The following is a 24,448-nucleotide window of genomic DNA, read 5'->3' as shown; positions in this document are numbered from 1 at the left end:
GAGGCTCAGCGTCAAGCCGCTATTAAAGCAGAACAAGAACGCATCGCGGCAGAGCAAGCCGAAACTCAACGCCAAGCTGCTATTAAGGCTGAACAAGATCGCATCGCGGCAGAACAAGCTGAAGCGGATGCAGAAAGAGCTCGTCTAGATGCAGCCGCAGCAAAGGCAGCTGCGGACGCTGCTGCGAAAGCCCAAGCCGAGGCTGAAGCTAAGGCTCGGTCCGAAGCCGCTGCTGAAGCTCAACGTCAAGCTGCCATCAAGGCTGAACAAGAACGTATTGCCGCAGAGCAAGAAAAAGCAGAACTAGAGGCAAAGATTAAAGCAGAACAAGAAGCTAAGGCTCAGACCGAAGCAAAAGCTCGAGCGGAAGCGGAAGCAAAACAAGCTCAAGAGCCTAAATTGCCGGAATCGTATGTTAATGAACGTAATCAAGCTTCTACCAAAGGTTCTACTACAACAGGTGAAAAAAATATACTTTCACAGCCAATTGATCCCCCATTACAAGCTGATACGTCTGCAAAGATTACCCTCACCTTTGACATCAATAATTACGAGTCAATGACGGGAACGGTGGATAATAAAGAGATTAAATATCGCGCATTTGAATATATCCCATATGTATCAAATCCTATCGATATTGATCAGCAGTACATAAACATTTACATACCTGAAGAGTATTTCAATAATGGTACTGTAAATGGTTATAATACACAAACAGCACCAATCTTTATGCCAAATAATGTTGGCGGTTATATGCCAAGCCAACCTATGACACCAAAGGTAGAAAATAATAAGCCAAATAGTGCTCTCTATGCATTGTCTAGAGGTTATGTTGTTGCGTCCCCTGCTACACGTGGCCGTACAAATAAAGCTTCTGATGGTAACTTCATCGGCAAAGCACCAGCAGTTATTGTAGACTTACAAGCGGCTACAGCTTATTTACACGCTAATGATGCGACTATGCCAGGTAACGCAAAACGTATTATTACGAATGGTACTAGCGCAGGCGGTGCCGTTTCCTTATTACAAGGTGCAACAGGCAATACATCTGATTACCAACCATATCTACAGGCTCTCGGCGCTGCTACTGCATCTACAGATGTATATGCATCCTCTGCTTACGCACCGATTACAAACCTAGATGCTGCAGATATGGCTTACGAATGGAGCTATAACGGCATCACATCATTTAATAAAGTAACTATGGGACAAGGTGAATTGCCTCAAGCGAATGTAGGCGGTGCACAAGCGCCAATGCAACGTAGTGTACAACGTATGAACTTAACGAATGATGATGTAGCATACTCAGATTTACTTAAGAGCCACTTCCCTGACTATGTAAACAACTTACAATTACGCGATAGAACCGGCGTTATTTTAAAACTCGATAAGAAAGGTAATGGCACATTCAAGCAATATGTAAAATCTTTCATCATCGATGCCGCTAATAAAGCTAAATCTAATGGTACTGATGTATCTCGCTATTCCTTCTTAGTCTTAGATAAGAATACAGGCATGGTGAAAGATATTGATTGGGACGCTTATAATAGCTTTACTAGTCGTTCTAAGGCACCAGGTGCATTTGACTCTAGAGCTAATGATTCTGGTGAAAACAGCCTATTTGGTACAAGCACTAGCGATACTAATCACTTCACGATTACAGCGGCACTACATGATACAACGACTAATAATGATGTATATGTAGAAAACGCTAAAATCGTTACTATGATGAACCCTATGAACTATCTTGGTTCACCTAGTGCAACAAACGCTAAATATTATCGAATTCGCTACGGTACAGCAGATAGCAATACATCTGTTGCCATCCCATTAATCGTAGGCACTCGTGCACAAAATCTCGGATATAGTGTAGACATGGCTACACCATTTGGTGTGGATCACGCTGGCGATTACGATTTACAAGATTTATTCAACTGGATGGATTCTATTGTAAAAAACGGTAGATAATCTATCTCGATTATAAACTTATTCCATAACGTAACAAGTCTGTAATAGCCTTCATACATGATGCTATTACAGACTTGTTTGTTATTTTTATCTTATATCGACAACAAAGGCGTCCTAAACAAGCAGGACGCCTTTATTACTAATATTATATTGAAATGCTATTAATCTTCAGGGAATAAAGCAGTAGACAAGTAACGTTCACCTGTATCTGGAAGAATAACTACAATATTCTTACCTTTGTTTTCAGGGCGTTTTGCCAATTCTGCAGCGGCCCACAATGCAGCACCGGAGGAAATACCTACCAAGATACCTTGTGTATGACCAAAGTCTTGTGCTGTTTTAAAAGCATCTTCGTTAGCAACTTGAATAACTTCATCATAAATTTTAGTATCCAATGTTTCAGGAATAAAACCTGCACCTAAACCTTGGATTTTATGAGGACCTGGTTTACCGTTAGATAATACAGCAGAGTCTTTAGGTTCTACAGCTACGACCTTAACATTAGGATTTTGTTCTTTCAAGAAACGACCTGTACCAGTTAATGTACCACCTGTACCAACACCAGCTACGAAGATATCTACAGCACCATCTGTGTCACCCCAGATTTCAGGGCCTGTAGTTTTATAGTGAATTGCAGGATTAGCTTGGTTTACGAATTGGCCTGCTTCTACAGCACCAGCAGTAGCTGTTACGATTTCTTTTGCCTTTGCAATCGCGCCTTTCATACCAAGTGCACCATCAGTTAACACGAGTTGTGCACCATAGCCAAGCATTAATTTACGGCGTTCGATAGACATTGTTTCAGGCATTACGATAACAACCTTATAACCAAGCGCAGCGCCTACAGCGGATAAACCAATACCTGTATTACCAGATGTAGCTTCTACGATAGTACCGCCTGGTTGTAACTCACCAGATGCAACAGCAGCTTGAATGATAGCAGCAGCGATACGATCCTTTACGGAACCACCTGGGTTAAAGTATTCAAGTTTAGCTAAAATATTAGCATCAGCACCTACGCTTTCACCAAAACGAGTAGCTGCCAACAATGGTGTTTTACCAATTAATTCAACAAAAGATTTTGCGATTTTAGACATAATCAACACTCCTTATATTCGGATATTATGGATACTATAAATGGTATGTAATATATAATTATGTGCCTCTTAAATAGAGCCATCCCAATTATCATATTTTGTATCTAGTTTTGCGTATGTACCATCGATAACGTCTTGTAAGGTCACACTTTCTAGATAATCGTGAATGTAATTTTGTAATCCCGCCCAGAATCCAACGGTGCGTTCATTAATGACATCATCCGTAGATACACCTTCATCTAGAGATGAAATAATAGCCATTGATTCCTCTGTAGCCATCAAAATTTCAATGATTGTATATTCACTAGGTTTTTTAGATAAACGATAGCCGCCGTATTTACCACGAATGCTATCAACTAAATTGGCCGCTCCTAATCGAGCCACAATACCTTCTAAATATTTCTCAGATATGCCTTGTCGTTCTGCAACAGAACGTAATGACACTGGTTTTCCCTGACCTTGCTCAGCTAGATCGATGAGAACCATCAAAGCATATCTTCCTTTTGTAGAAATTCTCATGTATATTGCCTTCCTTTTTAAAAGCTAGCGTCCCTTGAACAAACATTTTATATACCTCCTATGCGAATGTATAAAACCTTGTACATCGCTAGGAATTAATTTCATTATAGAATACTAACTGTAAAAATGCAAGAGTTTATTTCCTACTTTGTCAAAAGGTTTTACAAATAACAGTATTTACCTATACTAAATGAATACACTGCGACAAAAAGACCAGCCAAAAGGCTGGTCTTTTTGCGTATAGTTTGTAGTTTGTTATATGAGGTTTACATTAGTGAATTGGAGAGTGTTTCACCATGTAATGGGGCTTACCGGTATCGTTGGAGATACGATCCGTGCCCAAATGTTGTCATTTGAAGAGGTTGTTGGTCTATCTAGTAGCCTTAGATTTTACCTACTAGGTCAAGACCTGGTGTTAATGTATCTTTACCTGGTTTCCAACGTGCAGGGCACACTTGATCGCCATGTTTAGCTACAAATTGAGCAGCTTGTACTTTACGAACAAGTTCTTCTGCAGAACGGCCAATACCCATATCGTGAATTTCCGCTGTGCGGATAATGCCTTCTGGGTCAATTACGAATGTACCGCGGTATGCCATAGCAGATTCAGGATCGAATACATCGAAGAAATCAGCTAATTCGTGTTTCTTATCAGCTAACATGTAGTATTCGATTTTATTAATACTTGGAGAAGCATCAGACCATGCTTTGTGAACATATTCAGAATCAGTGGATACGGAGTAAACTTCGCAACCCAATTCTTTTAACTCTGCATAAGATTCTTGTACGTCTTCTAATTCAGTAGGGCATACAAATGTGAAATCTGCTGGATAGAATACGAATACAGACCATTTACCTAATACGTCTGCAGTGCTTACCTTTACCAATTCAGGTTTTTTGAAAGCATCAAGTGTAAATTCAGGGAGTTTCTTACCAATAATAGACATTGTGTCCTCCTTTATATTTCTAAATAACGATTACTATATGTTCTATTGATGTACCTACATCAAATCTATATCTATCTTTGTCTATATAATAACACTAATCATTTAAAATAGCAAGCATTATTTTTATATTTATCGATATATTTTTCCAAACTTTTTCGATGTAGGTAAAAAAAAGAAAGACGCTCATTTCTGAGCATCTTTCTCCTTCTTTTTCACCACAATATTATTACTGCTTATAGCATGATCAAATGTGATTAAACCTGCTATATTAGCGAGTCCTCGCCGTGCCATATGGCCAGTTGTAGATTGTTGTTTCCCCGATTTACCATATACAAACTGCTCTAATTTAAGTGCAGCTAATATAAAGATACCTATAATAGATAAAATGGATCCCATTTCTATTCTCTATTTTTTAAGTTCCAAAATCGCATCTACAAATCCACGGAATAATGGATGAGCATTGTTTGGACGAGATTTTAATTCTGGATGTGCTTGTGTACCTACGAAGAATGGATGACCCTTAACTTCGATGCTTTCAACAAGACGACCATCTGGAGATGTACCAGAAATAACAAGGCCTGCATCACTCAATTGTTGACGATATTCATTGTTGAATTCATAACGATGACGATGACGTTCGTATACAAGGTCTTCGCCATATACTTCACGCGCTTTTGTACCCGCTTCTAATTTACATGGATAGATGCCAAGGCGCATTGTGCCACCTTTTTTATCTACATCCACTTGATCACTCATCAAGTCGATAACTTTGTATTTTGCATCTTCATCAAATTCGCTAGATGTAGCACCTTCCATGGCACATACATTACGAGCAAATTCCATTACAGCAGATTGCATGCCAAGGCATAAACCGAGGAATGGAACTTTGTTTTCACGAGCATAATTGATAGTACGGATTTTTCCTTCTACGCCACGGGAACCAAAGCCACCAGGAACAACGATACCATCAATGCCCTCAAATACTTCTTTAGGATCTACAGAAATATCATCAAGTTCTTCGGAATCAATCCAACGAATGTTCACCTTAGTATCAGTCTCGATACCAGCATGGCTCAATGCTTCTGCTACAGAAAGATACGCATCGTGCAAAGCTACATATTTACCTACGATAGCTACTGTAATATCTTTGCTAGGATTCAAAATTTTATGAACCATTTCTTTCCATGCAGTCATATCGCAAGGACGTTCTTCAAGACCCAATTTCTTAATGACAATATCATCAAGCCCTTGATCTTGCATCATCAATGGTACTTCATAGATGGAATCACACGTTTGGTTTTCAATTACGGCCGCTGGTTCTACATCGCAGAACAATGCCAACTTTTCCTTCATTTCGTCGGAAATATGTTTTTCACTGCGGCATACCAAAATATCTGGTTGGATACCAATACCGCGCAATTCTTTTACGCTATGTTGGGTAGGTTTTGTTTTTAATTCACCTGCTGCGTTGATATATGGTACTAATGTAACGTGAATATACAATACATCGTTACGACCTACATCTTTTTTGACTTGGCGAATTGCTTCCATAAATGGCAAGCTTTCAATATCGCCGACAGTACCACCGATTTCAGTGATAACTACATCAGCATTATCTTCTTTACCTACGCGGTATACATTTTGTTTAATTTCATTTGTAACGTGAGGAATAACTTGTACAGTGCTACCTAAATAGTCACCCTTACGTTCTTTATTGATAACAGACCAATATACTTTACCAGCAGTAATATTGGAACGCTTGCTAAGATTAATATCGATAAAGCGTTCATAGTGACCCAAGTCCAAGTCTGTTTCAGCACCATCATCGGTTACAAATACTTCGCCATGTTGGTAAGGACTCATTGTACCAGGATCGATATTGATATATGGGTCAAATTTTTGAATAGTTACATTAAAACCACGGTTTTTCAATAATCGGCCCAAAGATGCAGCTGTAATCCCTTTTCCCAAGGAAGAAACTACGCCGCCTGTTACGAAAATATACTTAGTTGCCATGATGCCTCCCACCTACTACATTTTTTCCGGAGCGGAAATACCTAAAATACCCAAGCCTTGACGAAGTACAAGGGCAATCGCTGTGATTAACCCAAGACGAGCTTGTTGCAATGATGGATCTACGCCAATGATACGACCTTGACGATAGAAGGAGTGGAACATACTTGCCAAATCGTATAAGTAACGAGCAATACGATGTGGTGCACGATGTTCAGCAGATTGAACGACCTCTTCTGGATATTCAGCTAATTTTTTAATCAATTCTAATTCCATTTCGCTTGTAAGCGTTGTGAAATCAGTTTCACTATAATCACCAAATGCAATGCCAGCTTCACGCACTTGGTTGTAAATGCTGTGAATACGAGCATGAGCATATTGGATATAATATACTGGGTTATCATTGCTACGAGATTTCGCCAAGTTAATATCGAAATCAAGTTGGCTATCTAGAGAACGCATCAAGAAGAAGTAACGAGATGCATCTACGCCAACCTCTTCAATCAATTCATCTAATGTAACACTATCGCCGCTACGTTTAGATAATTTAACGAGTTGTCCATCGCGGAACAATGCTACCATTTGTAACAATAATACTGTTAATTTATCTGGGTCATAACCAAAAGCAGCCATAGCAGCTTTTACACGGCATACATAACCATGATGGTCAGCGCCCCAAATATCAATCATTTCTTTGAAGCCACGATCATATTTATTGCGATGGTATGCAATATCTGCTGCCAAATATGTAGGCACACCATTGTCACGGATGACTACGCGGTCCTTATCATCGCCATAATCAGTGGATTTCAACCACAAAGCGCCATTCTTTTCATACACCTTGCCAAGAGCTTTCAAAGCCTCTACGGAGTGATGAATTTCATCAGTTTCATGAACCGTACGTTCAGAGAACCAATTATCAAAAGTAACACGGAAATTGCTTAATGTTTCCTCTAAGCGAGCTAATTTTTCTTTTAAGCCCTCTTCTTTAAACAATGCTACACGATCAGCTTCGTTCATAGCATTTAATGTATCGAAGCCTTCGCGTTCTGCAATAGCTTTTGCAGTCTCGATAATATCAGGACCACGGTAGCCATTTTCAGGGAACACGAGAGCTCCTTCTGGAATATCGAATTCAGGCATAGAACCATCTTCGTTGCGCTTAGGTGGGAACACTAATGTAGCACCTTGCAACTCTTGGAAACGGTACTCAATGGAGATAGCCATATTATCGATTTGGTTACCTGCATCATTGATGTAGTACTCGGATTGTACATTGTAACCTGCTGCACGCAACAAGTTTACAAGTGCACTACCATACGCAGCACCACGACCATGACCGACATGTAACGGACCTGTTGGGTTCGCACTTACGTACTCTACTTGAATCGTATCGCGTGCACGCAATGGTTGCACACCGTATTGATCACCAGCATTCAAGATAGCTTTCAAGGTATCATACACCATATCGGATTTTAAGAAGAAGTTGATAAAACCTGCACCAGCTACTTCAGCACGTTCAAGCCAATCAAAATTCATATGACTAATTAATGTCTCTGCAATAGCACGAGGGTTTTGACGAGCCACACGAGCGGATTGCATAGCAATGTTCGTAGAAAAATCGCCGAATTCCTTTTGAGGTGGCACTTCTAGAACGATTTCTGGATATTCCCCAGATGGCAAACCACCACTATTAATCGTTTCTTGTAATGCCTGTTCAATCCCCGATTTCAGGATTTCCTTCATGTCCATGCTCTGTATCCTCCCGCACGTCTATATCTAACTGATTATAAAATTGCCATTCACCTTCTATGGAAATATCATATCCGAGATGAACACGACCTGTTCCATTGTGAAAGTCTACTGTTAATTCATGTGTTTTTACGGCCATGTGAAGATCGCCTAATGGCGTTTCATATGTGGACTGGCGTTCCTCACCGCGAATGTATTGATGTCGCATATTCACAGCACCAGTACGCAAAAGAACAATGGAATCTTCGTAAATCTTGATGGTCGTCTTAACCCCTTCAAGACCTGTTACGCTCGATTCTTCATAGCGAATATATTGGACTCCGTTCTTTTCATGCGAAGTACCTGGAGAAATTAATTCCACCACGGTATCCTGCCCATCTATGTCTCGTTGTACACTTTTTACGGATACTAGAACCCGCTTCATGTTTTTCTCCTCCATGGTCATAACATATCAATATATTATAGCACAAACAAGGGTCGTTTTGAATGTTTTGTACTCCCTATTTCAATAGATTTATACGTTCTTTTTCTCTATCCTCACACGACGCTATGAGCTGTAATTTTTGCGCCCTATTGAGATGTTTAATAGCATATTCTCGCGACTGTGCTTCTTGTTTACTTTGAAAGCTTTCATGATAAACCAAATACACCGGTCTACGACATTTTGTATACTTAGCCCCACCTTTTATCACACCATTATGAGCATCTAAGCGTTTTTTTATATCCGTTGTCCAACCACAATACAAGCTTTCATCAGCACATCGCACAATATACGTAAAAAATTGTTCCTGATCCATCTTATTTACTAGCGTCATCCTTAATTGGTTCAATGGTAATCGAATTAATAGTCACCGGATCAACAGGCTTATCATTTTTATCTGTTTTCACCTTACCAATTTTTTCAACCACATCCATACCTTGTACAACTATACCAAAAATGGTGTGTTTATTATCGAGATGAGGCGTAGGTCCCAAGGTAATAAAGAACTGAGAACCACCTGTATTCGGCCCACGATTTGCCATGGCAAGAATCCCCATTTTATTAAAATGAAGGTCATTAGAAAATTCATCTGGAATCTCATAACCAGGGCCACCTGCACCTGTGCCTGTTGGGTCGCCACCTTGAATCATAAATCCATCGATAACACGATGGAACGTAACGCCATTATAAAAGCCTTTTTTTACAAGGTAGTCAAAGTTTTTAACGGTAATAGGCGCTTTAGAGCCATACAAACGAATTTTAATTTGTCCATAATTTGTATCAAAAACAGCATATTCATCTGCAATTGGAGCATTTGTAAAATTAGGCATCTTATTAACCGTTTCAGCTTGTGCAACAGGTGTAATCGTTTTATCTGCACTATTATTGCCACACGCTGCGGTTACTACCATCATGCCCCCCAATAGAGCACAACCTAATATTCTTTTAACATTCATGATAATCCCTCACAAAATATAGAATTTCCCCAAATTATATATACATAGAAAAACCGCTCAACCCATGAGCGGCTCTTTATTAGTATATCATGTTTTCACTATGAATTTCTTTAAAATTCTATAAAAATTTATAATCTAAATGGTCTTATGCCAACGATTAATCAATCCATCCGAAATGCTTACATGCATTGTAAATACCATCCTTATCACAGTCAGTTGTAACATAATCGGCCTCTAATTTAAGCTCCGGACGAGCATTTCCCATGGCAATGTTTAACCACTCCGGTCTAAACATAGACAAATCATTATAGCCATCACCAAAAACGACAACTTGATTTGGCTTCATATCGAAATGTCCGATCATATTGCGAATTCCCAATGCTTTTTCCATAGGCTCATATAAAACGCACCCATCGCCATAGCGAATAAGTTTATGCGTCATATGCTCGATATCTTTTTCCTCTTCTTCGCCATCTTTGAAAAATACATAGATTTTATAGAAATCTTCTACACTGTGAAAGTCGAACTCTGAATCCACTACGGTTTTAAACACGTCCCAATCAGGGTGCCATTCTAATATTTCTTTATACGGTGTAATGCGCCCCAATTTATTACGGTCTGTTACAGCCCAAGGAATATGCTTTGACTCAAGATATTCTAAATATTGAATACACATATCTCGATTCATACCAATCATGGATACCAATTTTCCATCAATGGTGATACTATAGCCTCCATCAGCAACTACATTCGTAATTCTAGCTTGCTCTGCAAAACGCATGGCATCAACTTGAATCCTACCTGTTGCAATCGATACTAAATGACCACGACGTTGCAATTCATCTATACAGTACTGAGCACTATTTGGAATTTTTCCTTCCGGCCACACAGCCAATGTGTTATCGATATCAAAAAAGAAAAATTTTTGTTCCACAAGTCCTCCTATCTATCGCTATATACGAGTTCATATACAAACTATAAACTCTACCCGGTAAGCACTATTCATCTCGTCCACTCATTAATTGAAAGCGTTTTTGTTGTTTCACATCAGGATATTTATCTCGATCTACATCGCTACAAAACATGCCTAAGGGACGTACATACAAATCGCGGTCATCATATAATTTTTGATATACCACCAATTTTTCACCCGTTTCAGAATGTGTAGCCACATCTAACACGTAATAATACATACCTTTAAAATGACGATACAAACCACCTTTTACGATTTCGTTCATAACTACCTCGGCTTACTAAAAACGATCTTTCATTTCTTATTAAACATTATACTAGGAAATACTATTTGAAAAAAGATGTTTATCACTATAAACAAAACACTCGCATCCCCCCCTTTTCTTTTACTGTAATCCTTCTAAGAAGGACTGAGCCAATAGAGTATAAAAGGAGAATGCGAGTAACATTCTACATTTATTTAGTTGTATCTGAAACCAAGCCCTTATGAATAAGACCTATGATAAAGCCAAGGATTGCAAAACTTACCCAGCCCATACCAATACCTTGGAACGGAATATATTGGGTAAACAAACCTTCGATGGCATCAGGTGCCCAACCAGCAGTTTCAAGACCGCTCATTAAGGCAGAAATCATGGTCAATCCAATAGTCCAACCATATACGCAACGACGACCGCCAAAAACAGTATCACTTAAGGCTAACAAGATAATAACAATCGTCAACGGGTACAATAACATCAACACTGGAATAGCTGCACTAATGATTGTTTTCAATCCGAACAGCCCAAGTGCAAATGCAGCTACAGAGAATATGACAACATACATTTTATAGCTAATTTTGCTATATAGTTTGTGGAAATATGTACTACAAGAAGTAATAAGACCAATACTTGTACTCAAGCAAGCTAATAGAACGATGATAGCCAAAATAATTTGACCAGTTCCCCCAAAGAGGAAGTCCGCACTAGCTGTTAACACCGGTGCACCTGTATCAAACAAGCCAAATCGCTCTACGCTTGTAGCGCCGATGTTCGCAATGAATATATACACAATGCCGAGTAATGCTACCGCAATAGCACCAACCTCCATCACAGTTTTCGTAATAACATCGCGAGATGTGGCACCTGTAAGGCGTACAAAATCAATTACGAGAATAGCGAATACCACAGAAGCTAAAGCATCCATTGTATTATAGCCATCGAGGAAGCCTTGCAATACGGCTGTACCATTAGTCGCGTAAGCTGGTTGAGGCACCGCGTATGCCCCAATCGGTGTAACAAAAGATTTGATAATCAATAGCAAAATTACAAGTAATAATGCAGGTGTCAAAATATTGCCAATACGATTAACAAGCTTTTGAGGACTAATCGATAGCCACAAAGAAACGCCAAAGAATATAGCAAGGAACAGTGGTTGCATATCCAAAGTCATGCCTTGTAAAAATGGCTTGATCGCAATTTCATACGCAACGGTACCCGTTCTTGGTGTCGCAAACATAGGACCAATACTTAAATATAAGGCCACTGTATAAATAAGACCATATATAGGATGCGCACGACCTGCTAGTTCCTCAACGTCTTTACATCCGGAATAGCCCATGGCCATAACGCCAAGTAACGGTAATCCTACGCCAGTTAATACAAAACCAGCTAATGCCCATCCTACATTAGACCCTGCGTGTTGACCTAATGCGGCCGGGAAAATAAGATTTCCCGCACCAAAGAATAGGGCGAATAACATCATGCCTATGGCTAAATAGGCGCGCAGTGATAGATTTTCTTTTCCATCCATAAGGTTATCTCCCTTCGTACTACACTATCATATTAGATAACATTATATATGATATGGCACTCCGGTTCAACAGTAAAATCGAATTATATCGAACTTTCATTACACCTTACGAATATTAACTTGTACGTCATAGAATGTACTCCCCCACGCTTCATCAGTCGGTCTAGATGCAGTTACAGCATTGATTCCTACCTTAGCGTCACTGGACTGAGATTGCCACCATACACCAAGGGTCACAAGTGTACCTCGTTGTACCGTATCATCTAGATATACTTTAATACGAACAGCCCCTCGATTATTATAAATTTCCACAGCATCACTATTATTAATGTTATATAATGCAGCATCATCTGGATGCATTCGTAGCTTCATCAATTCAGAATCATCAAATTCTAGTTCGCAAAAACTAGAATCTAATATACGTATATCATTACCGATAATCAACCAGAATGGTTCATCATCACCATAAGGTTCTGTATAGGTAATCAACGGAATGGATTCTCGAGGATTTAAGATTTCGATTTTGCCTGACGGCGTTTTAAAATCCATCTTATAATTGTCTGGCAATGCTACTTCAACCAAGTCGCCACGTAAAATGGCATCTTGTTCGTCTTGTGAAAGTTTAGACGAATTGCGAACCATATGCTCAATTAGTTCTCGTTCTGTCATGGCAAAGAAAGAATCATCTAAACCCATACGCTGAGCAAGTTCAGAAATAACTTGCCAATTAGATTTCGATTCACCAACCGGAGGAATAGCTTGGTAACTGGCCGCAATTGTATAGTGTCCGTAAGAGTTAAAAATATCATCGGATTCAGCAGAACTCGTGGCTGGTAAGATAATATCTGCATATGCACATGTATCTGTAAAGAAGCGTTCATGCACAACAGTAAATAAATCATTTCTCATAAGACCTTGTCTAACGAGATTTTGATTTGGTGCTGTTATAGCTGGATTTGATGAAAAGATATATAGACTATGAACAGGCACCCCGCCACTAGTATCCTCTAATCCATGCTCTAGAAGCGCTTTTGGATTTGTCAACAAATCCCCTAATAATATCATCGGCATCATCCGTTTAGACGGCGTTGGTGTATTAGGTTGTTGCATGAATGATTTATTAAAATATTGGCTACTACTAGAACTAGATAATAAGCCGCCACCTAAATGTTGCCATGCACCTACCACGGCAGGGAGTGCATTGATACACCGGCAACTCATTGCTCCATTACCATAGCGGGATACACCACTACCGAGACGGATAAATGGAGCCTTTGCTTTTGCATAGGCATGAGCTAGTTCTTCTATGATTTCAACCGGTACACCACATATAGAGGAAACATATTCTGGAGTAAATGTAGGCAATACATCTCGTACTAGCTCATCATAACCTTGCACATATGCTTGAATAAATGTAGTATCCTCAAGACCATCCCGATGTATGATATGAATCATACCAAGTGCTAATGCACCATCAGAACCGGGTTTTACATACACATGATGTGTGCCTTGATCATAAGTATATGTTTTATGGGTATCTATAATCCATACAAAAGCGCCGTTTCGTTTTGCCACATTCACATCGTGTAATATATGTACATCTGTAGCCGTCGCATTAAGGCTCCATAATATAATCAAATCACTATGTTGTGCTTCTTGTGGTTTGATAGCTACTGTGTCTCCATAAACAGACTTAAATGCTGCTTGTTTCGCAGGAGAACAAATCCCTCTGTCTTGACTAGTAGCGCCAATACAACGGAAGAAATAGTCCGCTGCAGGACTATTTACAGCCCCCATGGTCCCCGCATAGGAATAACGAAGAATACTTTCACTACCATAGGTATTAATAGTATGGTTAAAATTTTCTACAATTCGCTCTAAGGCCTCATCCCATGAAATGGGTGTAAATTGATCTGGACCAATACCTTTTTTACCAATTCGGCGTAATGGTGTCATTAAACGTTTAGGCGAATGAATAACACGCTCATAATGAGCCATCTTAGGACATAATATGCCCCGTGTGAAAGCGTGCTCTTTATTACCGCGAACCTTTGTCACTTTATTGTCATCTACTGTAAGTATAAGTCCACAAGCATCAGGACAATCATAGGGACATACACTTTTATATTCTTTCATATAAGCACCTCGCTTATCATCGTATTTATAGCAGTAATTTTATATGTATATTTATAGTATCATACATACATCACTATATCTGTAACAAAATTAACGAATATCGATATTTTTCAAACTTCGTATCAATGAATACATTGTATATCAATGCATATAACAAAATCACTTATCAAAATAAGTGTGTGACATTATAACTTTTATTAATGTGTACCATGTAGATACACAATAAATATCGATACTTTTCAGTATTTATTTATAGTTTCTCCCCTACAATACAAACAGATAAGCAACGCATAAAAGTACCATTTTTTACGTTCAGGAATGTATCTATTACCAAAAGTCATAATTTATAATTTCAAGGTATTATCGATTATTTCAGTGCTTTTTGTTAACCTGTGTGATAAATTTTACGTAAGTTATGCAAATTATGTAATGCATTAAGTTATGTAAAACTATTCAATAACTCAACTTTGTGTGCTATACTGACATTGTCATTTGAGAGGATATAGAACTCACCGGACATCATATCACATTCATTGATATAACGGAGTGGAGTCAACTATATCAGGTACATATTTTCTGAAAAGAGGTTTTAACAATGGCAGACGCAAAAAACACTGTTCTTTTCCCTTATGAAACATTGAAAAAATTGAGCATGGATGCTTTCCAAAAATTCGGTTTCTCCGAAAAAGAAGCTGACATCATTCAAGACGTACTTTTGACTTCCGACTTGTTCGGTATTCAAAGCCATGGTATGCAACGTATGGTTCGTTACCACAAAGGTATCACTAATGGCTTGATCAAAATCGACGCAAAACCAGAAATCGTAAAAGAAACTCCAATCTCCGCAGTTATCGACGGTCATGATGGCATGGGCCAATTGTTGGGTCACAAAGCTATGGAAATGGCTATCGAAAAAGCTAAAAAATCCGGTGTTGGTATCGTATCCGTACGTAACTCCAACCACTATGGTATCGCTGGTTACTATGCTAAAATGGCATCCGACCAAGGCTTAATCGGTTTCTCTTGTACAAACTCCGAAGCAATCATGGTTCCTGTATATGCTCGTAAAGCTATGCTTGGTTCCAATCCTATCGCTTGGACTGTACCAGCTGATCCTGTTGACTTCTTCTTCGATTGCTCCACTACAGTAGTAACTCGTGGTAAACTTGAAATGTACAACAAAATGGGCAAAGCTACTCCAGATGGTTGGGCTGTTAACAAAGACGGCGTTCCTTCCACTGACGCAGCTGAAGTATTGGGCAACATTTCCCGTCATGAAGGCGGCGGTATCCTTCCTTTAGGTGGTGCTACAGAAGTTCTTGGCGGCCACAAAGGTTATGGTAACGGCATGATTGCTGAATTGTTCTCCTCCATCCTTTCCCAAGGTGGTACTTCCAATAAATGTATGGTTGGCGGCAAATCCAATATCTGCCACGGCTTCATGGCTATCAACCCTGAATTCTTCGGTGACCCAGCTGAAATCAAAAAACACTTCTCTCAATTCTTACAAGAATTACGTGAAGCTCCTAAAGCTCAAGGTCAAGACCGCATCTACACTCATGGCGAAAAAGAACATGAATCTGTTGCTAAAGTTAAAGCTGAAGGCATCCCTGTACTTAACGGTACAATGCTTGAAGTTCAAGATCTTTGCAATGAATTAGGTTTAGACTTCAAATCCTACTTCGGCGATTATGTACCAGAAGCTCCTGCTACAATGTTCAAAGGTAACTACTAATATCTAATTAGTGTTGGCCCTAACACGGACATGTAGTTAGTACAGAGGGGGACATAAACACTGTTTATGTCCCCTCTCTTATATTTTTTTAACCTCATAAGCTATGAGGTTAAAAAATTTTAAGAGATATATCACTTTTTCTGATAAGTATATCTGTTATTTTATTGTAATCTTTTATTATTACTGAACTTTTACAACTTAATCCAATAGCGAATTACTCATCAATTAAATTGATTATTGCTACATCGTCCTGTTAAGCATATATTTTTATTTTTCTTGAAAGGATGATTTTAGAAATGAGTGCTCTCACCGTTCTATTAGCGCTATCTCCAATCATTTGGTTGATCGTAGCGTTATCCATCTTGAAATTACCTGCATGGCAAGCAACAAGTGTTGCTGCAATCGGTTCTTTCATCATCGCTATTACAGCATTCCAATCCGACCCATTTATTATGGTCACTGGTGCCCTTGAAGGTGCCGCATTGGCAATTTGGCCTATCCTATTAGTTATTACAGCAGCTATCTTCGTTTACAACTTGGTAGTACATACGAAAGCTATGGAAACTATTAAAACCATGCTTTCCTCTGTAACATCTGATACTCGTGTACTTGCATTATTACTTGCATGGGGCTTCGGTGCTTTCATGGAAGGTATGGCTGGCTTCGGTACTGCCGTTGCAATTCCTGCAGCTATGATGGTTGCCGTAGGTTTTGACCCACTAAAATCTATCATCGCATGTCTCGTTGCAAACTCCGTACCAACAACATTCGGCTCCATTGGTATCCCAACAACTACATTGGCTTCCTTAACAAGCCTTGATCCAAGCCATTTAGGTACATTCATTTCCGTACAATTATTCTTGCTTAACCTTATCGCTCCTTTCTTCGTAGTTATGATTATCGGTGGCGGTATCAAAGCATTAAAAGGCGTATTCCTTGTAACATTACTTTCTGGTTTAGCATTAGCTATTCCTGAAACTGTAATCAATGCTGTAATGGGTCCTGAATTATCCGTAATTTCTGCATCCATCGTAATCATGGCAGTGATCATCGGTTGTGCAAAAATTATGCCTCCTAATGATCCTCAATACGCAGTTAAACAAACTGGCGAAGTTCCTAAAGTTTCTGGTGGCGAAGGCCTTGTGGCTGCAATGCCATTCATCTTAATCTTCGTATTATTATTATTAACCTCTAAATTGTTCCCAGCAATCAATGGTCCTCTTGCATCCATTAAAACATCTGTACCTATTTACCAAGGTGCTGGTGCAAAACCTTACACATTCGTATGGATTGCAACTCCTGGTATCATGATTTTCATCGCTGGTATCGTTGGTGGTTTCATCCAAAAAGCAAAAGCTGGTGAAATCTTCGGTACATTAGGTTCCACGGTTAAAAACTTGAAGTTCACATACCTTACAATCATCACAGTTGTTATGACTGCTAAATTGATGACATACTCCGGTATGACTGCAGATATTGCGAAAGCAATGGTTGCTGGTACAGGTTCCTTATACCCTCTATTCGCTCCTATCGTAGGTGCATTGGGTGCGTTCTTAACAGGTTCCGGTACAAACTCCAACGTATTGTTTGGACCACTTCAAATCGCTGCAGCTCAAGGTTTAAATCCTACAAACTTCGAAGATCTTGGCTTCTGGTTAGCAGCTGTTAACTCCGGTGCAGCTGGTATCGGCAAAATGTTGTCCCCACAATCCATTGCAATTTCTATTGGTGCCGTAGGTCCTGCTTTGAAAGCATACTTAGAAAACCACAAAGAAATCAATGCAGAAGAAGCTCACAACTTAGAACATGAAATCGAAGCAAGTGTTATCATGAACAGCGCGTTCAAATACTTCATCATCTTCATCATCATGCATGGTTGTATCTCCTTCTTCGGTCAACATTTCATCCATGAAATTCACCACATCTTCTTCTAAGAATTGGTAATATAAAAGAACAGCTCATTCGTGAGCTGTTCTTTTTATTTCAAATACTAATAAGCAATACCCTTGTTACTCATACATAAACCTATAGCTTTTTCTTATTAATCATGTTACAATACCCTTGTTAAATAGATAAAATTAAATGCAGTCTGCGAAGTGCGATTCGCAGACTTTTATTTTTCCCTTTTTTAATATAGGAGATTTTATGGAGTCTACAAAGAAAATATCTTTATTCATTGTCGTATTTCTAGGACTTCTTACGGCCATCACACCACTTGGTACTGATTTATATCTACCAGCATTACCAATCATGCCTCATGAACTTAATACAAATGCGTCCCTCATTCAGATGACAATTGGTATTATGACTTTTGGTATCGCTATCGGTCAATTGATTGGCGGTCCGCTTAGTGACTCATTGGGGCGAAAAAAACCACTCATCATTGGCAATATCCTCTGTGTAATCGCTAGTATACTCTGTGCTATTGCGCCCAATATTGAGATTTTACTAGTTGCACGATTTTTACAAGGTTTAACAGGTTCTATCGGAGTTGTTATTGCTAAGGCCATCTCCCGGGATTTTGCATCTGGTAAGGAATTAATGCGACTCATGTCTCTACTCATGCTCGTCAACGGATTAGCTCCTGTTATTGCACCGCTTATAGGTGGTCAGCTTTTATTATTTTCTACATGGCGCTTTATTTTTATTGTCCTCGCCGTTTTCTCTGCAGTGTTACTTATGGGCTCTTTCATTTTTACTGAAAGCCTACCATCAGAAAAGCGTATTTCCGGTGGTATAGCAACAGCGTTTAAAAACTACGGTGCTCTACTAAAAGATAATTCTTTCTTAGGCCAGACTCTAGTTCAGCTATTCGCCTTTGGTGGTTTCTTTGCCTATATTTCGGGTTCATCCTTTGTATATCAAAATATATTCAATTTATCTGCCCAAGAGTTTAGTTATATGTTCGGGATTAATAGTTGCGGTATTATCCTCGCTAGCGTAATCAGTGCCAAAGTAAGTAATGTTGTAAAAATAAAAACCATTTTACATACTAGTCTATTACAATTAACGATTGGTTCTATCCTATTCCTTTGTGCAATGTATTTTAATTGGTCCTTTATTATAACTAGTGTCATCCTGTTCTTTACAGTTTGTACCGTATCTGTATTTGGATCAACAGGGTTCTCTATGGCAATGGCGAAATATGGACACAAAGCAGGTAGCGCCTCTGCTATTTTAGGATTTGCAGGCATGTTTTCAGCCGGGTTCGTATCGCCATTAGTTGGCATTGGTGGAAGTCATACTGGTATCCCTATGGGGATTGTTATGGTTGTATGTGCTGTATTAGCATTAGTATGCTTCTATACAATGATTAAAGAAGATTCATCAATTTCATAAAAAAGCGTCCCTCATATGTCCCCTCTTTTCTGGTTGTTCAGTAAAGAGGGGCCATATCACTAGGGACGCTTTTTTTATATTCAGTAATTATATAATTGATTATTACATTATCATTCAAACATTGTTGCTAACAACAATTTCAATCGATTTGCTTGGTTTACCGCACTTGAACCTGGATCATAGTCGATGGCTGCAATGCGCACATCAGGATATGCTTCGGATAATGTTTTTACCATGCCTTTACCACTAACGTGGTTAGGTAAGCAGCCAAATGGTTGCAAGCAAACTACTTGTTTCGCACCTTTTTCGATAAGATCAATCATATCACCTGTAAGGAACCAACCTTCACCGCATTGATTACCAAGGTCAATATAATGAGCCGCTTCTTTTGCAACCTTCGTCATCCGTTGCAATGGATCAAAATGCTTAGATGCTGCAACAGCTTTTGCATATGGCAAGCGGTATAATTCTAATGCTTCGCGAGCCAAGGATCCAAAGAATCCGGAAAGCCATGTACCATCTAAGTGTTTAGCACGATATGTACTATCCATAGCACAGTACAAGAAAAAGTCTAGTAGACCAGAGGTTACAACCTCGCCACCTTCCTTCTCTATAAGTTCATTAATATGGTTGTTCGCACTTGGATGGAATTTAACGTAGATTTCACCTACCACGCCAACACGAGGTTTCGGCTTAGATTTATCGACTGGTAAATTGTCAAAGTCTTCAATGATGTTCTTAATATATTTACTATATTGGAATATATTAGCTTTTGTAATACGTTCCCGTAATTTTTTAACCCAATAATCGCACAATGCATCTGCAGATCCTGGATTAATTTCATAAGGGCGCGTAGCCAATACACATTGCATCAACGCATCGCCGTATACTACGGCTTGAATCATGCGATGTAAGAAGGATTTAGTCAATTTAAAGCCTGGTTGACGTTCCATATCACTCGCATTAAGTGACAAGATTGGAACTTGTTTCATACCTGCATCGATGAGGGCTTTACGCAAATAACCAATATAGTTGGTAGCACGACAACCGCCACCGGTTTGAGAGATAATAACAGCTGTCTTATTAACATCATATTTACCAGACAATAAGGCGCTCATCAATTGGCCTACAACGATGATAGCAGGATAACATGCATCATTATTGATATATTTTAGACCTATCTCTACATCTTCACGCGTAGGTGCTGGTAACATGTCAAAGTCATAACCTTCAGACTTAAGCACTGGCTCCAATAGTTGGAAATGAAGAGGTGACATTTGAGGCACCAAAATCTTATAGGTCTTACGCATTTCTTCAGTAAAGACAACACGTTCATAATCATATGCTGGTGTATCATCAATAACGGTCTCTATAGGAGCTTCTGGATTATGGTGTTTACGCATACTCCGTTCCATAACGGATTGCAAGGAACGTAAGCGAATAGTGACAGCGCCTAAGTTTGTACCTTCATCAATTTTAAGCAATGTATGAATCTTATGCTTTGCAGATAAGATATCCTTTACTTGGTCTGCCACAATGGAATCAAGACCACAACCGAAAGAGTTCAACTCAACAATTTGGAAGCCTTCCGTACGACTTACAAATTCGGCTGCATGATATAGACGACTATGGTATGACCATTGATCTACAACGCGAAGATGTTTAATATCCTTACCTAATGGTGCTACACCATCTTCGGTAAGAACCGCCATACCAAGAGAGGTAATGAGCTCAGGGATACCATGATTAATACCGGAGTCTAAGTGATATGGACGACCAGCCAATACGATGGTAGGCACTTGTTCTGCTACGAGACGAGATACAGTTTTCTTTGTCATCTCGCGATAGTCAGCCTTACATTTTTCTTGTTCGGCCCAAGCGGTCTCAACGGCATTAGAAATTTCAGATTTAGAGAATGGTAACTCTTTTAAGGCTTTCACCAAAGCAGGCACCAATGATTTCTTATCTGCTAGTGGTAAGAATGGCGCATAAAATGGCGTTTTTCCCATCACATCTTGCATATTGTTTCGAATCAATTCTGGGTAAGAAATAACCATAGGGCAATGATAATTATTGTCATGGCTAAATTCCTTTGGACCATGTTGAATACATGGGTACCAGATTAAATCAACTTGGGCTTGGGCAAGATCACGAATATGACCATGAACGGCCTTAGCAGGATAACACGCTGTATCAGATGGGATGGTATCAATCGCCTTATTATATTGATCCTTTGTCGTATAATCGGACAATACCACTTCGCAACCTAATTGATTGAAGAATGTAAACCAGAATGGGAAATCTTCGTACATATTGAGGACGCGAGGAATACCTATACGCAATTTACCTTCAAACTCAGGAATATTTTTCTTGAGGAAGTAATCAAAATAACGGCGTAATTTTACGTCTACCATATTGGGAACAGGCTTATGTTTCTCTTGAATCATATCACCGGCACCACGATCGCAACGATTACCCGTTACATAGGTACGGCCATCGGAGAATGCATTGATGGTAAGCATACAATTATTAGAGCACAATCCGCAATTACGCATGGATGTAGATACTTGCAAGGATTTCAAACCGTCACTATCAAGCAATGTGCTATGTTGATTTTGTAACTCTTCTGCCGCTTCAGAAGCGAGCAATGCCATACCATAAGCACCCATCAAGCCGGATACATCAGGGCGAATTACTTCGACGCCCATTAATTTTTCAAAGGCACGAAGCACCGCTTCATTATAGAATGTACCGCCTTGTACGACGATGTGGTCACCTAATTCCTTAGGATCTTTTACCTTAAGCACCTTATACAATGCATTCTTGATAACAGAATATGCAAGGCCAGCGGCGATATCTGGTACAGTAGCCCCTTCTTTTTGCGCCTGTTTTACCTTGGAATTCATAAATACGGTACAGCGAGACCCCAAGTCGATTGGCATAGGTGCCAATAAACCTTCCTTGGCAAATTGCTCAATCGGCAAACGCAAGGATGTAGCAAAGGTATCAATAAAGGAACCACAACCAGAGGAGCAGGCTTCATTCAATACGATGTCTTCAATGTATCCATCGCGCACCTTTGTACATTTCATATCTTGACCGCCAATATCCAAGATGAAGGATACATCAGGGCAGAAGAATTGAGCAGCACGATAATGGGCAATTGTTTCTACTTCCCCAATATCGATACCAAGAGCTCGTTTCAAGAAGGCTTCGCCATATCCAGTTACACCAGAATGAGCGATGTAAGCCCCTTTTGGCAATAAGCTATAGATTTTCTCTATTAGTTCTTGGGATTTTTCTAATGGTTTCCCATGATTTGGGCCATAGTGAGAGAAGATGATTTCATTCTTGCTATTGATCAAGACGACTTTCAACGTCGTAGAACCCGCATCGATACCGAGGTAACATGGACCTTCAGCATCTTTAATATCACCCTTCGGTGTTACCGCCTTAGCATGACGTGCACGGAATTCTTCTAGTTCCGCTTCATTTCTAAATAGCGGATCCACACGATCGGTTGCTTCCATTGGTACACCAATAAGCGCACCGATTTCCTTCGTCAATTCACCTACTTTAATATCACGACATTCATCATTCATGAGAGCTGCGCCTAGGGCAATAAACAACTCACCATTTTCAGGGATGATACGATGTGCTTCATCGAGTTCTAAGGTGTCACAGAAGCATTGACGTAATTCGGATAAGAATGTCAATGGACCACCGAGGAAGGCTACATTCCCTTCAATTTTATGACCACATGCAAGGCCTGCAATCGTTTGGTTAACGATGGCTTGAAATACGGACTTTGCAATATTTTCATGAGATGCGCCTTGATTTAGCAATGCTTGTACGTCTGTTTTCGCAAATACGCCACAACGAGCGGCAATTGGGTAAATAGTATCCGCATTCATCGCCAATTGATTAAGGCCGGATGCATCCGTTTGCAATAATGTTGCCATTTGATCTATGAAAGCACCTGTACCACCGGCACAAGAACCATTCATGCGATGTTCTGCAGTACGACCTAGATACGTAACCTTAGCATCTTCACCACCAAGTTCGATAATAACATCAGTTTGTGGGTACAACGCTTTTATCGCCTTTGTTTCGGCAATTACTTCTTGTACAAAAGGTATACGCACCTTATCAGCCATCGCCATACCGCCAGAACCTGTAATTGCTACATGTACTTTTGCTTCTTCATAGCCCACTTGAGCCTCTTGTAGCAATGTATGAACAGTATCCAAAATATTGGCGTAATGTCGGATATATTTTTTATACAAATAATTATCTTGTTCGTCCAACAAAACGACCTTGACCGTTGTAGAGCCAACATCGATCCCCATACGTAAGGATTTTTGCATATATACCTCTCTTGAAAAAAATGAAGAATTGGTACGCTCGCACCATTTTTCTTCATACATTTAAGTAAAAGTTAAATAATAAAGCTTTTAACTACACATCTAAAAAATTAAATATTAAATATATTATACAACAAACAGAGATTAATTCTAGGTTTTGCCATATTCCAATGTGGTATATAGAACATGACTATTCCTAATAAAATATATATAACTCTATATGTCGTGTATTTTTTATTATACCACTTTAAAGTGAAAAATATTGTACGTAAAGATACATTCTAAAATTAATATGGTTAGTTATTACTTATTTATATATCTAAATATATCGAATTGCCTTTTTATTTATAAATAATTTTAGTCTATAATGTTATAATA

18 protein-coding genes are annotated in these 24,448 nt (G+C 39.2%); 4 read left to right on the top strand and 14 right to left on the bottom strand.

Annotated elements, in window-relative coordinates; translation table 11 throughout:
• A partial coding sequence (locus HMPREF1477_RS07615) for a subtype B tannase (protein ID WP_016476448.1) occupies positions 1–1,968 on the top strand: 1,968 nt, incomplete at its 5' end.
• A 161-nt stretch (positions 1,969–2,129) separates the two neighbouring features.
• On the opposite strand, the gene cysK is transcribed toward HMPREF1477_RS07615, so the two are convergent.
• The 13 genes from cysK to HMPREF1477_RS07550 form a co-directional block, all read right to left on the bottom strand.
• Positions 2,130–3,065 carry a cysteine synthase A gene (cysK, locus tag HMPREF1477_RS07610; RefSeq protein WP_016476447.1) on the bottom strand — a complete coding sequence of 312 codons (936 nt, stop codon included), beginning with the start codon at positions 3,063–3,065 and terminating at the stop codon, positions 2,130–2,132.
• Positions 3,066–3,134: 69 nt separating this feature from the next.
• Positions 3,135–3,584, bottom strand: a complete 450-nt coding sequence (locus tag HMPREF1477_RS07605; protein WP_038148137.1) for an Rrf2 family transcriptional regulator — start codon at positions 3,582–3,584, stop codon at positions 3,135–3,137.
• Positions 3,585–3,967: 383 nt separating this feature from the next.
• Positions 3,968–4,531, bottom strand: coding sequence for an alkyl hydroperoxide reductase subunit C (ahpC, locus tag HMPREF1477_RS07600; RefSeq protein ID WP_005375602.1), 564 nt, complete (start codon positions 4,529–4,531; stop codon positions 3,968–3,970).
• A gap of 183 nt (positions 4,532–4,714) precedes the next feature.
• Positions 4,715–4,927, bottom strand: coding sequence for a hypothetical protein (locus HMPREF1477_RS07595; RefSeq protein WP_016476445.1), 213 nt, complete (start codon positions 4,925–4,927; stop codon positions 4,715–4,717).
• A gap of 9 nt (positions 4,928–4,936) precedes the next feature.
• Complete coding sequence (locus HMPREF1477_RS07590; RefSeq protein ID WP_009661514.1) at positions 4,937–6,547, bottom strand: CTP synthase; 1,611 nt, start codon at positions 6,545–6,547, stop codon at positions 4,937–4,939.
• Positions 6,548–6,562: 15 nt separating this feature from the next.
• Complete coding sequence (argS, locus tag HMPREF1477_RS07585) at positions 6,563–8,296, bottom strand: arginine--tRNA ligase (RefSeq protein WP_016476444.1); 1,734 nt, start codon at positions 8,294–8,296, stop codon at positions 6,563–6,565.
• Positions 8,262–8,720 carry a DUF1934 domain-containing protein gene (locus HMPREF1477_RS07580; RefSeq protein ID WP_005375605.1) on the bottom strand — a complete coding sequence of 153 codons (459 nt, stop codon included), beginning with the start codon at positions 8,718–8,720 and terminating at the stop codon, positions 8,262–8,264. Before HMPREF1477_RS07580 ends, argS begins: the two co-directional genes overlap by 35 nt.
• Positions 8,721–8,796: 76 nt before the next feature.
• Entirely contained in the window at positions 8,797–9,093 is a 297-nt protein-coding gene (locus HMPREF1477_RS07575) for a GIY-YIG nuclease family protein (protein ID WP_005375599.1), read from the bottom strand.
• Between the two features lies 1 nt (position 9,094).
• Complete coding sequence (locus HMPREF1477_RS07570; protein ID WP_005384039.1) at positions 9,095–9,733, bottom strand: peptidylprolyl isomerase; 639 nt, start codon at positions 9,731–9,733, stop codon at positions 9,095–9,097.
• Between the two features lie 157 nt (positions 9,734–9,890).
• On the bottom strand, positions 9,891–10,667 hold the full coding sequence (locus HMPREF1477_RS07565; RefSeq protein ID WP_016476442.1) for an HAD-IIB family hydrolase: 777 nt from the start codon (positions 10,665–10,667) through the stop codon (positions 9,891–9,893).
• A 64-nt stretch (positions 10,668–10,731) separates the two neighbouring features.
• Positions 10,732–10,971, bottom strand: a complete 240-nt coding sequence (locus HMPREF1477_RS07560; protein ID WP_005379751.1) for a DUF1653 domain-containing protein — start codon at positions 10,969–10,971, stop codon at positions 10,732–10,734.
• A gap of 190 nt (positions 10,972–11,161) precedes the next feature.
• Entirely contained in the window at positions 11,162–12,496 is a 1,335-nt protein-coding gene (gene brnQ, locus HMPREF1477_RS07555; RefSeq protein WP_016476441.1) for a branched-chain amino acid transport system II carrier protein, read from the bottom strand.
• Between the two features lie 99 nt (positions 12,497–12,595).
• On the bottom strand, positions 12,596–14,632 hold the full coding sequence (locus HMPREF1477_RS07550; RefSeq protein ID WP_016476440.1) for a molybdopterin-dependent oxidoreductase: 2,037 nt from the start codon (positions 14,630–14,632) through the stop codon (positions 12,596–12,598).
• Between the two features lie 595 nt (positions 14,633–15,227).
• Here HMPREF1477_RS07550 and HMPREF1477_RS07545 point away from each other — a divergent pair.
• The 3 genes from HMPREF1477_RS07545 to HMPREF1477_RS07535 all read left to right on the top strand — a co-directional run bounded on the left by HMPREF1477_RS07545 (position 15,228) and on the right by HMPREF1477_RS07535 (position 19,706).
• Positions 15,228–16,367: an Ldh family oxidoreductase gene (locus HMPREF1477_RS07545; RefSeq protein ID WP_005379755.1), complete on the top strand. Its 1,140-nt coding sequence runs from the start codon at positions 15,228–15,230 to the stop codon at positions 16,365–16,367.
• A gap of 296 nt (positions 16,368–16,663) precedes the next feature.
• On the top strand, positions 16,664–18,301 hold the full coding sequence (locus HMPREF1477_RS07540; protein ID WP_005375607.1) for an L-lactate permease: 1,638 nt from the start codon (positions 16,664–16,666) through the stop codon (positions 18,299–18,301).
• A gap of 211 nt (positions 18,302–18,512) precedes the next feature.
• Positions 18,513–19,706: a multidrug effflux MFS transporter gene (locus HMPREF1477_RS07535; protein WP_016476439.1), complete on the top strand. Its 1,194-nt coding sequence runs from the start codon at positions 18,513–18,515 to the stop codon at positions 19,704–19,706.
• Between the two features lie 110 nt (positions 19,707–19,816).
• Here the strand turns inward: HMPREF1477_RS07535 and HMPREF1477_RS07530 are convergent, their stop codons facing one another.
• Positions 19,817–24,073 (bottom strand): 2-hydroxyacyl-CoA dehydratase, encoded by a 4,257-nt coding sequence (locus HMPREF1477_RS07530; RefSeq protein ID WP_016476438.1) that lies wholly within the window; start codon positions 24,071–24,073, stop codon positions 19,817–19,819.
• Positions 24,074–24,448: the final 375 nt, after the last annotated feature.

This window comes from Veillonella sp. HPA0037 (assembly GCF_000411535.1).
GTDB classification, from domain to species: domain Bacteria; phylum Bacillota; class Negativicutes; order Veillonellales; family Veillonellaceae; genus Veillonella; species Veillonella atypica.
The sequence above is the reverse complement of the archived record's forward strand: the minus strand, read 5'-3'. Positions and strand labels throughout refer to the sequence as shown.

Coding starts and splice junctions, on each gene's coding strand:
- cysK (WP_016476447.1), bottom strand. CDS start 3,065: ATGTCTAAAATCGCAAAATCTTTTGTTGAATTAATTGGTAAAACACCA.
- HMPREF1477_RS07605 (WP_038148137.1), bottom strand. CDS start 3,584: ATGAGAATTTCTACAAAAGGAAGATATGCTTTGATGGTTCTCATCGAT.
- ahpC (WP_005375602.1), bottom strand. CDS start 4,531: ATGTCTATTATTGGTAAGAAACTCCCTGAATTTACACTTGATGCTTTC.
- HMPREF1477_RS07595 (WP_016476445.1), bottom strand. CDS start 4,927: ATGGGATCCATTTTATCTATTATAGGTATCTTTATATTAGCTGCACTT.
- HMPREF1477_RS07590 (WP_009661514.1), bottom strand. CDS start 6,547: ATGGCAACTAAGTATATTTTCGTAACAGGCGGCGTAGTTTCTTCCTTG.
- argS (WP_016476444.1), bottom strand. CDS start 8,296: ATGGACATGAAGGAAATCCTGAAATCGGGGATTGAACAGGCATTACAA.
- HMPREF1477_RS07580 (WP_005375605.1), bottom strand. CDS start 8,720: ATGAAGCGGGTTCTAGTATCCGTAAAAAGTGTACAACGAGACATAGAT.
- HMPREF1477_RS07575 (WP_005375599.1), bottom strand. CDS start 9,093: ATGGATCAGGAACAATTTTTTACGTATATTGTGCGATGTGCTGATGAA.
- HMPREF1477_RS07570 (WP_005384039.1), bottom strand. CDS start 9,733: ATGAATGTTAAAAGAATATTAGGTTGTGCTCTATTGGGGGGCATGATG.
- HMPREF1477_RS07560 (WP_005379751.1), bottom strand. CDS start 10,971: ATGAACGAAATCGTAAAAGGTGGTTTGTATCGTCATTTTAAAGGTATG.
- brnQ (WP_016476441.1), bottom strand. CDS start 12,496: ATGGATGGAAAAGAAAATCTATCACTGCGCGCCTATTTAGCCATAGGC.
- HMPREF1477_RS07550 (WP_016476440.1), bottom strand. CDS start 14,632: ATGAAAGAATATAAAAGTGTATGTCCCTATGATTGTCCTGATGCTTGT.
- HMPREF1477_RS07545 (WP_005379755.1), top strand. CDS start 15,228: ATGGCAGACGCAAAAAACACTGTTCTTTTCCCTTATGAAACATTGAAA.
- HMPREF1477_RS07540 (WP_005375607.1), top strand. CDS start 16,664: ATGAGTGCTCTCACCGTTCTATTAGCGCTATCTCCAATCATTTGGTTG.
- HMPREF1477_RS07535 (WP_016476439.1), top strand. CDS start 18,513: ATGGAGTCTACAAAGAAAATATCTTTATTCATTGTCGTATTTCTAGGA.
- HMPREF1477_RS07530 (WP_016476438.1), bottom strand. CDS start 24,073: ATGCAAAAATCCTTACGTATGGGGATCGATGTTGGCTCTACAACGGTC.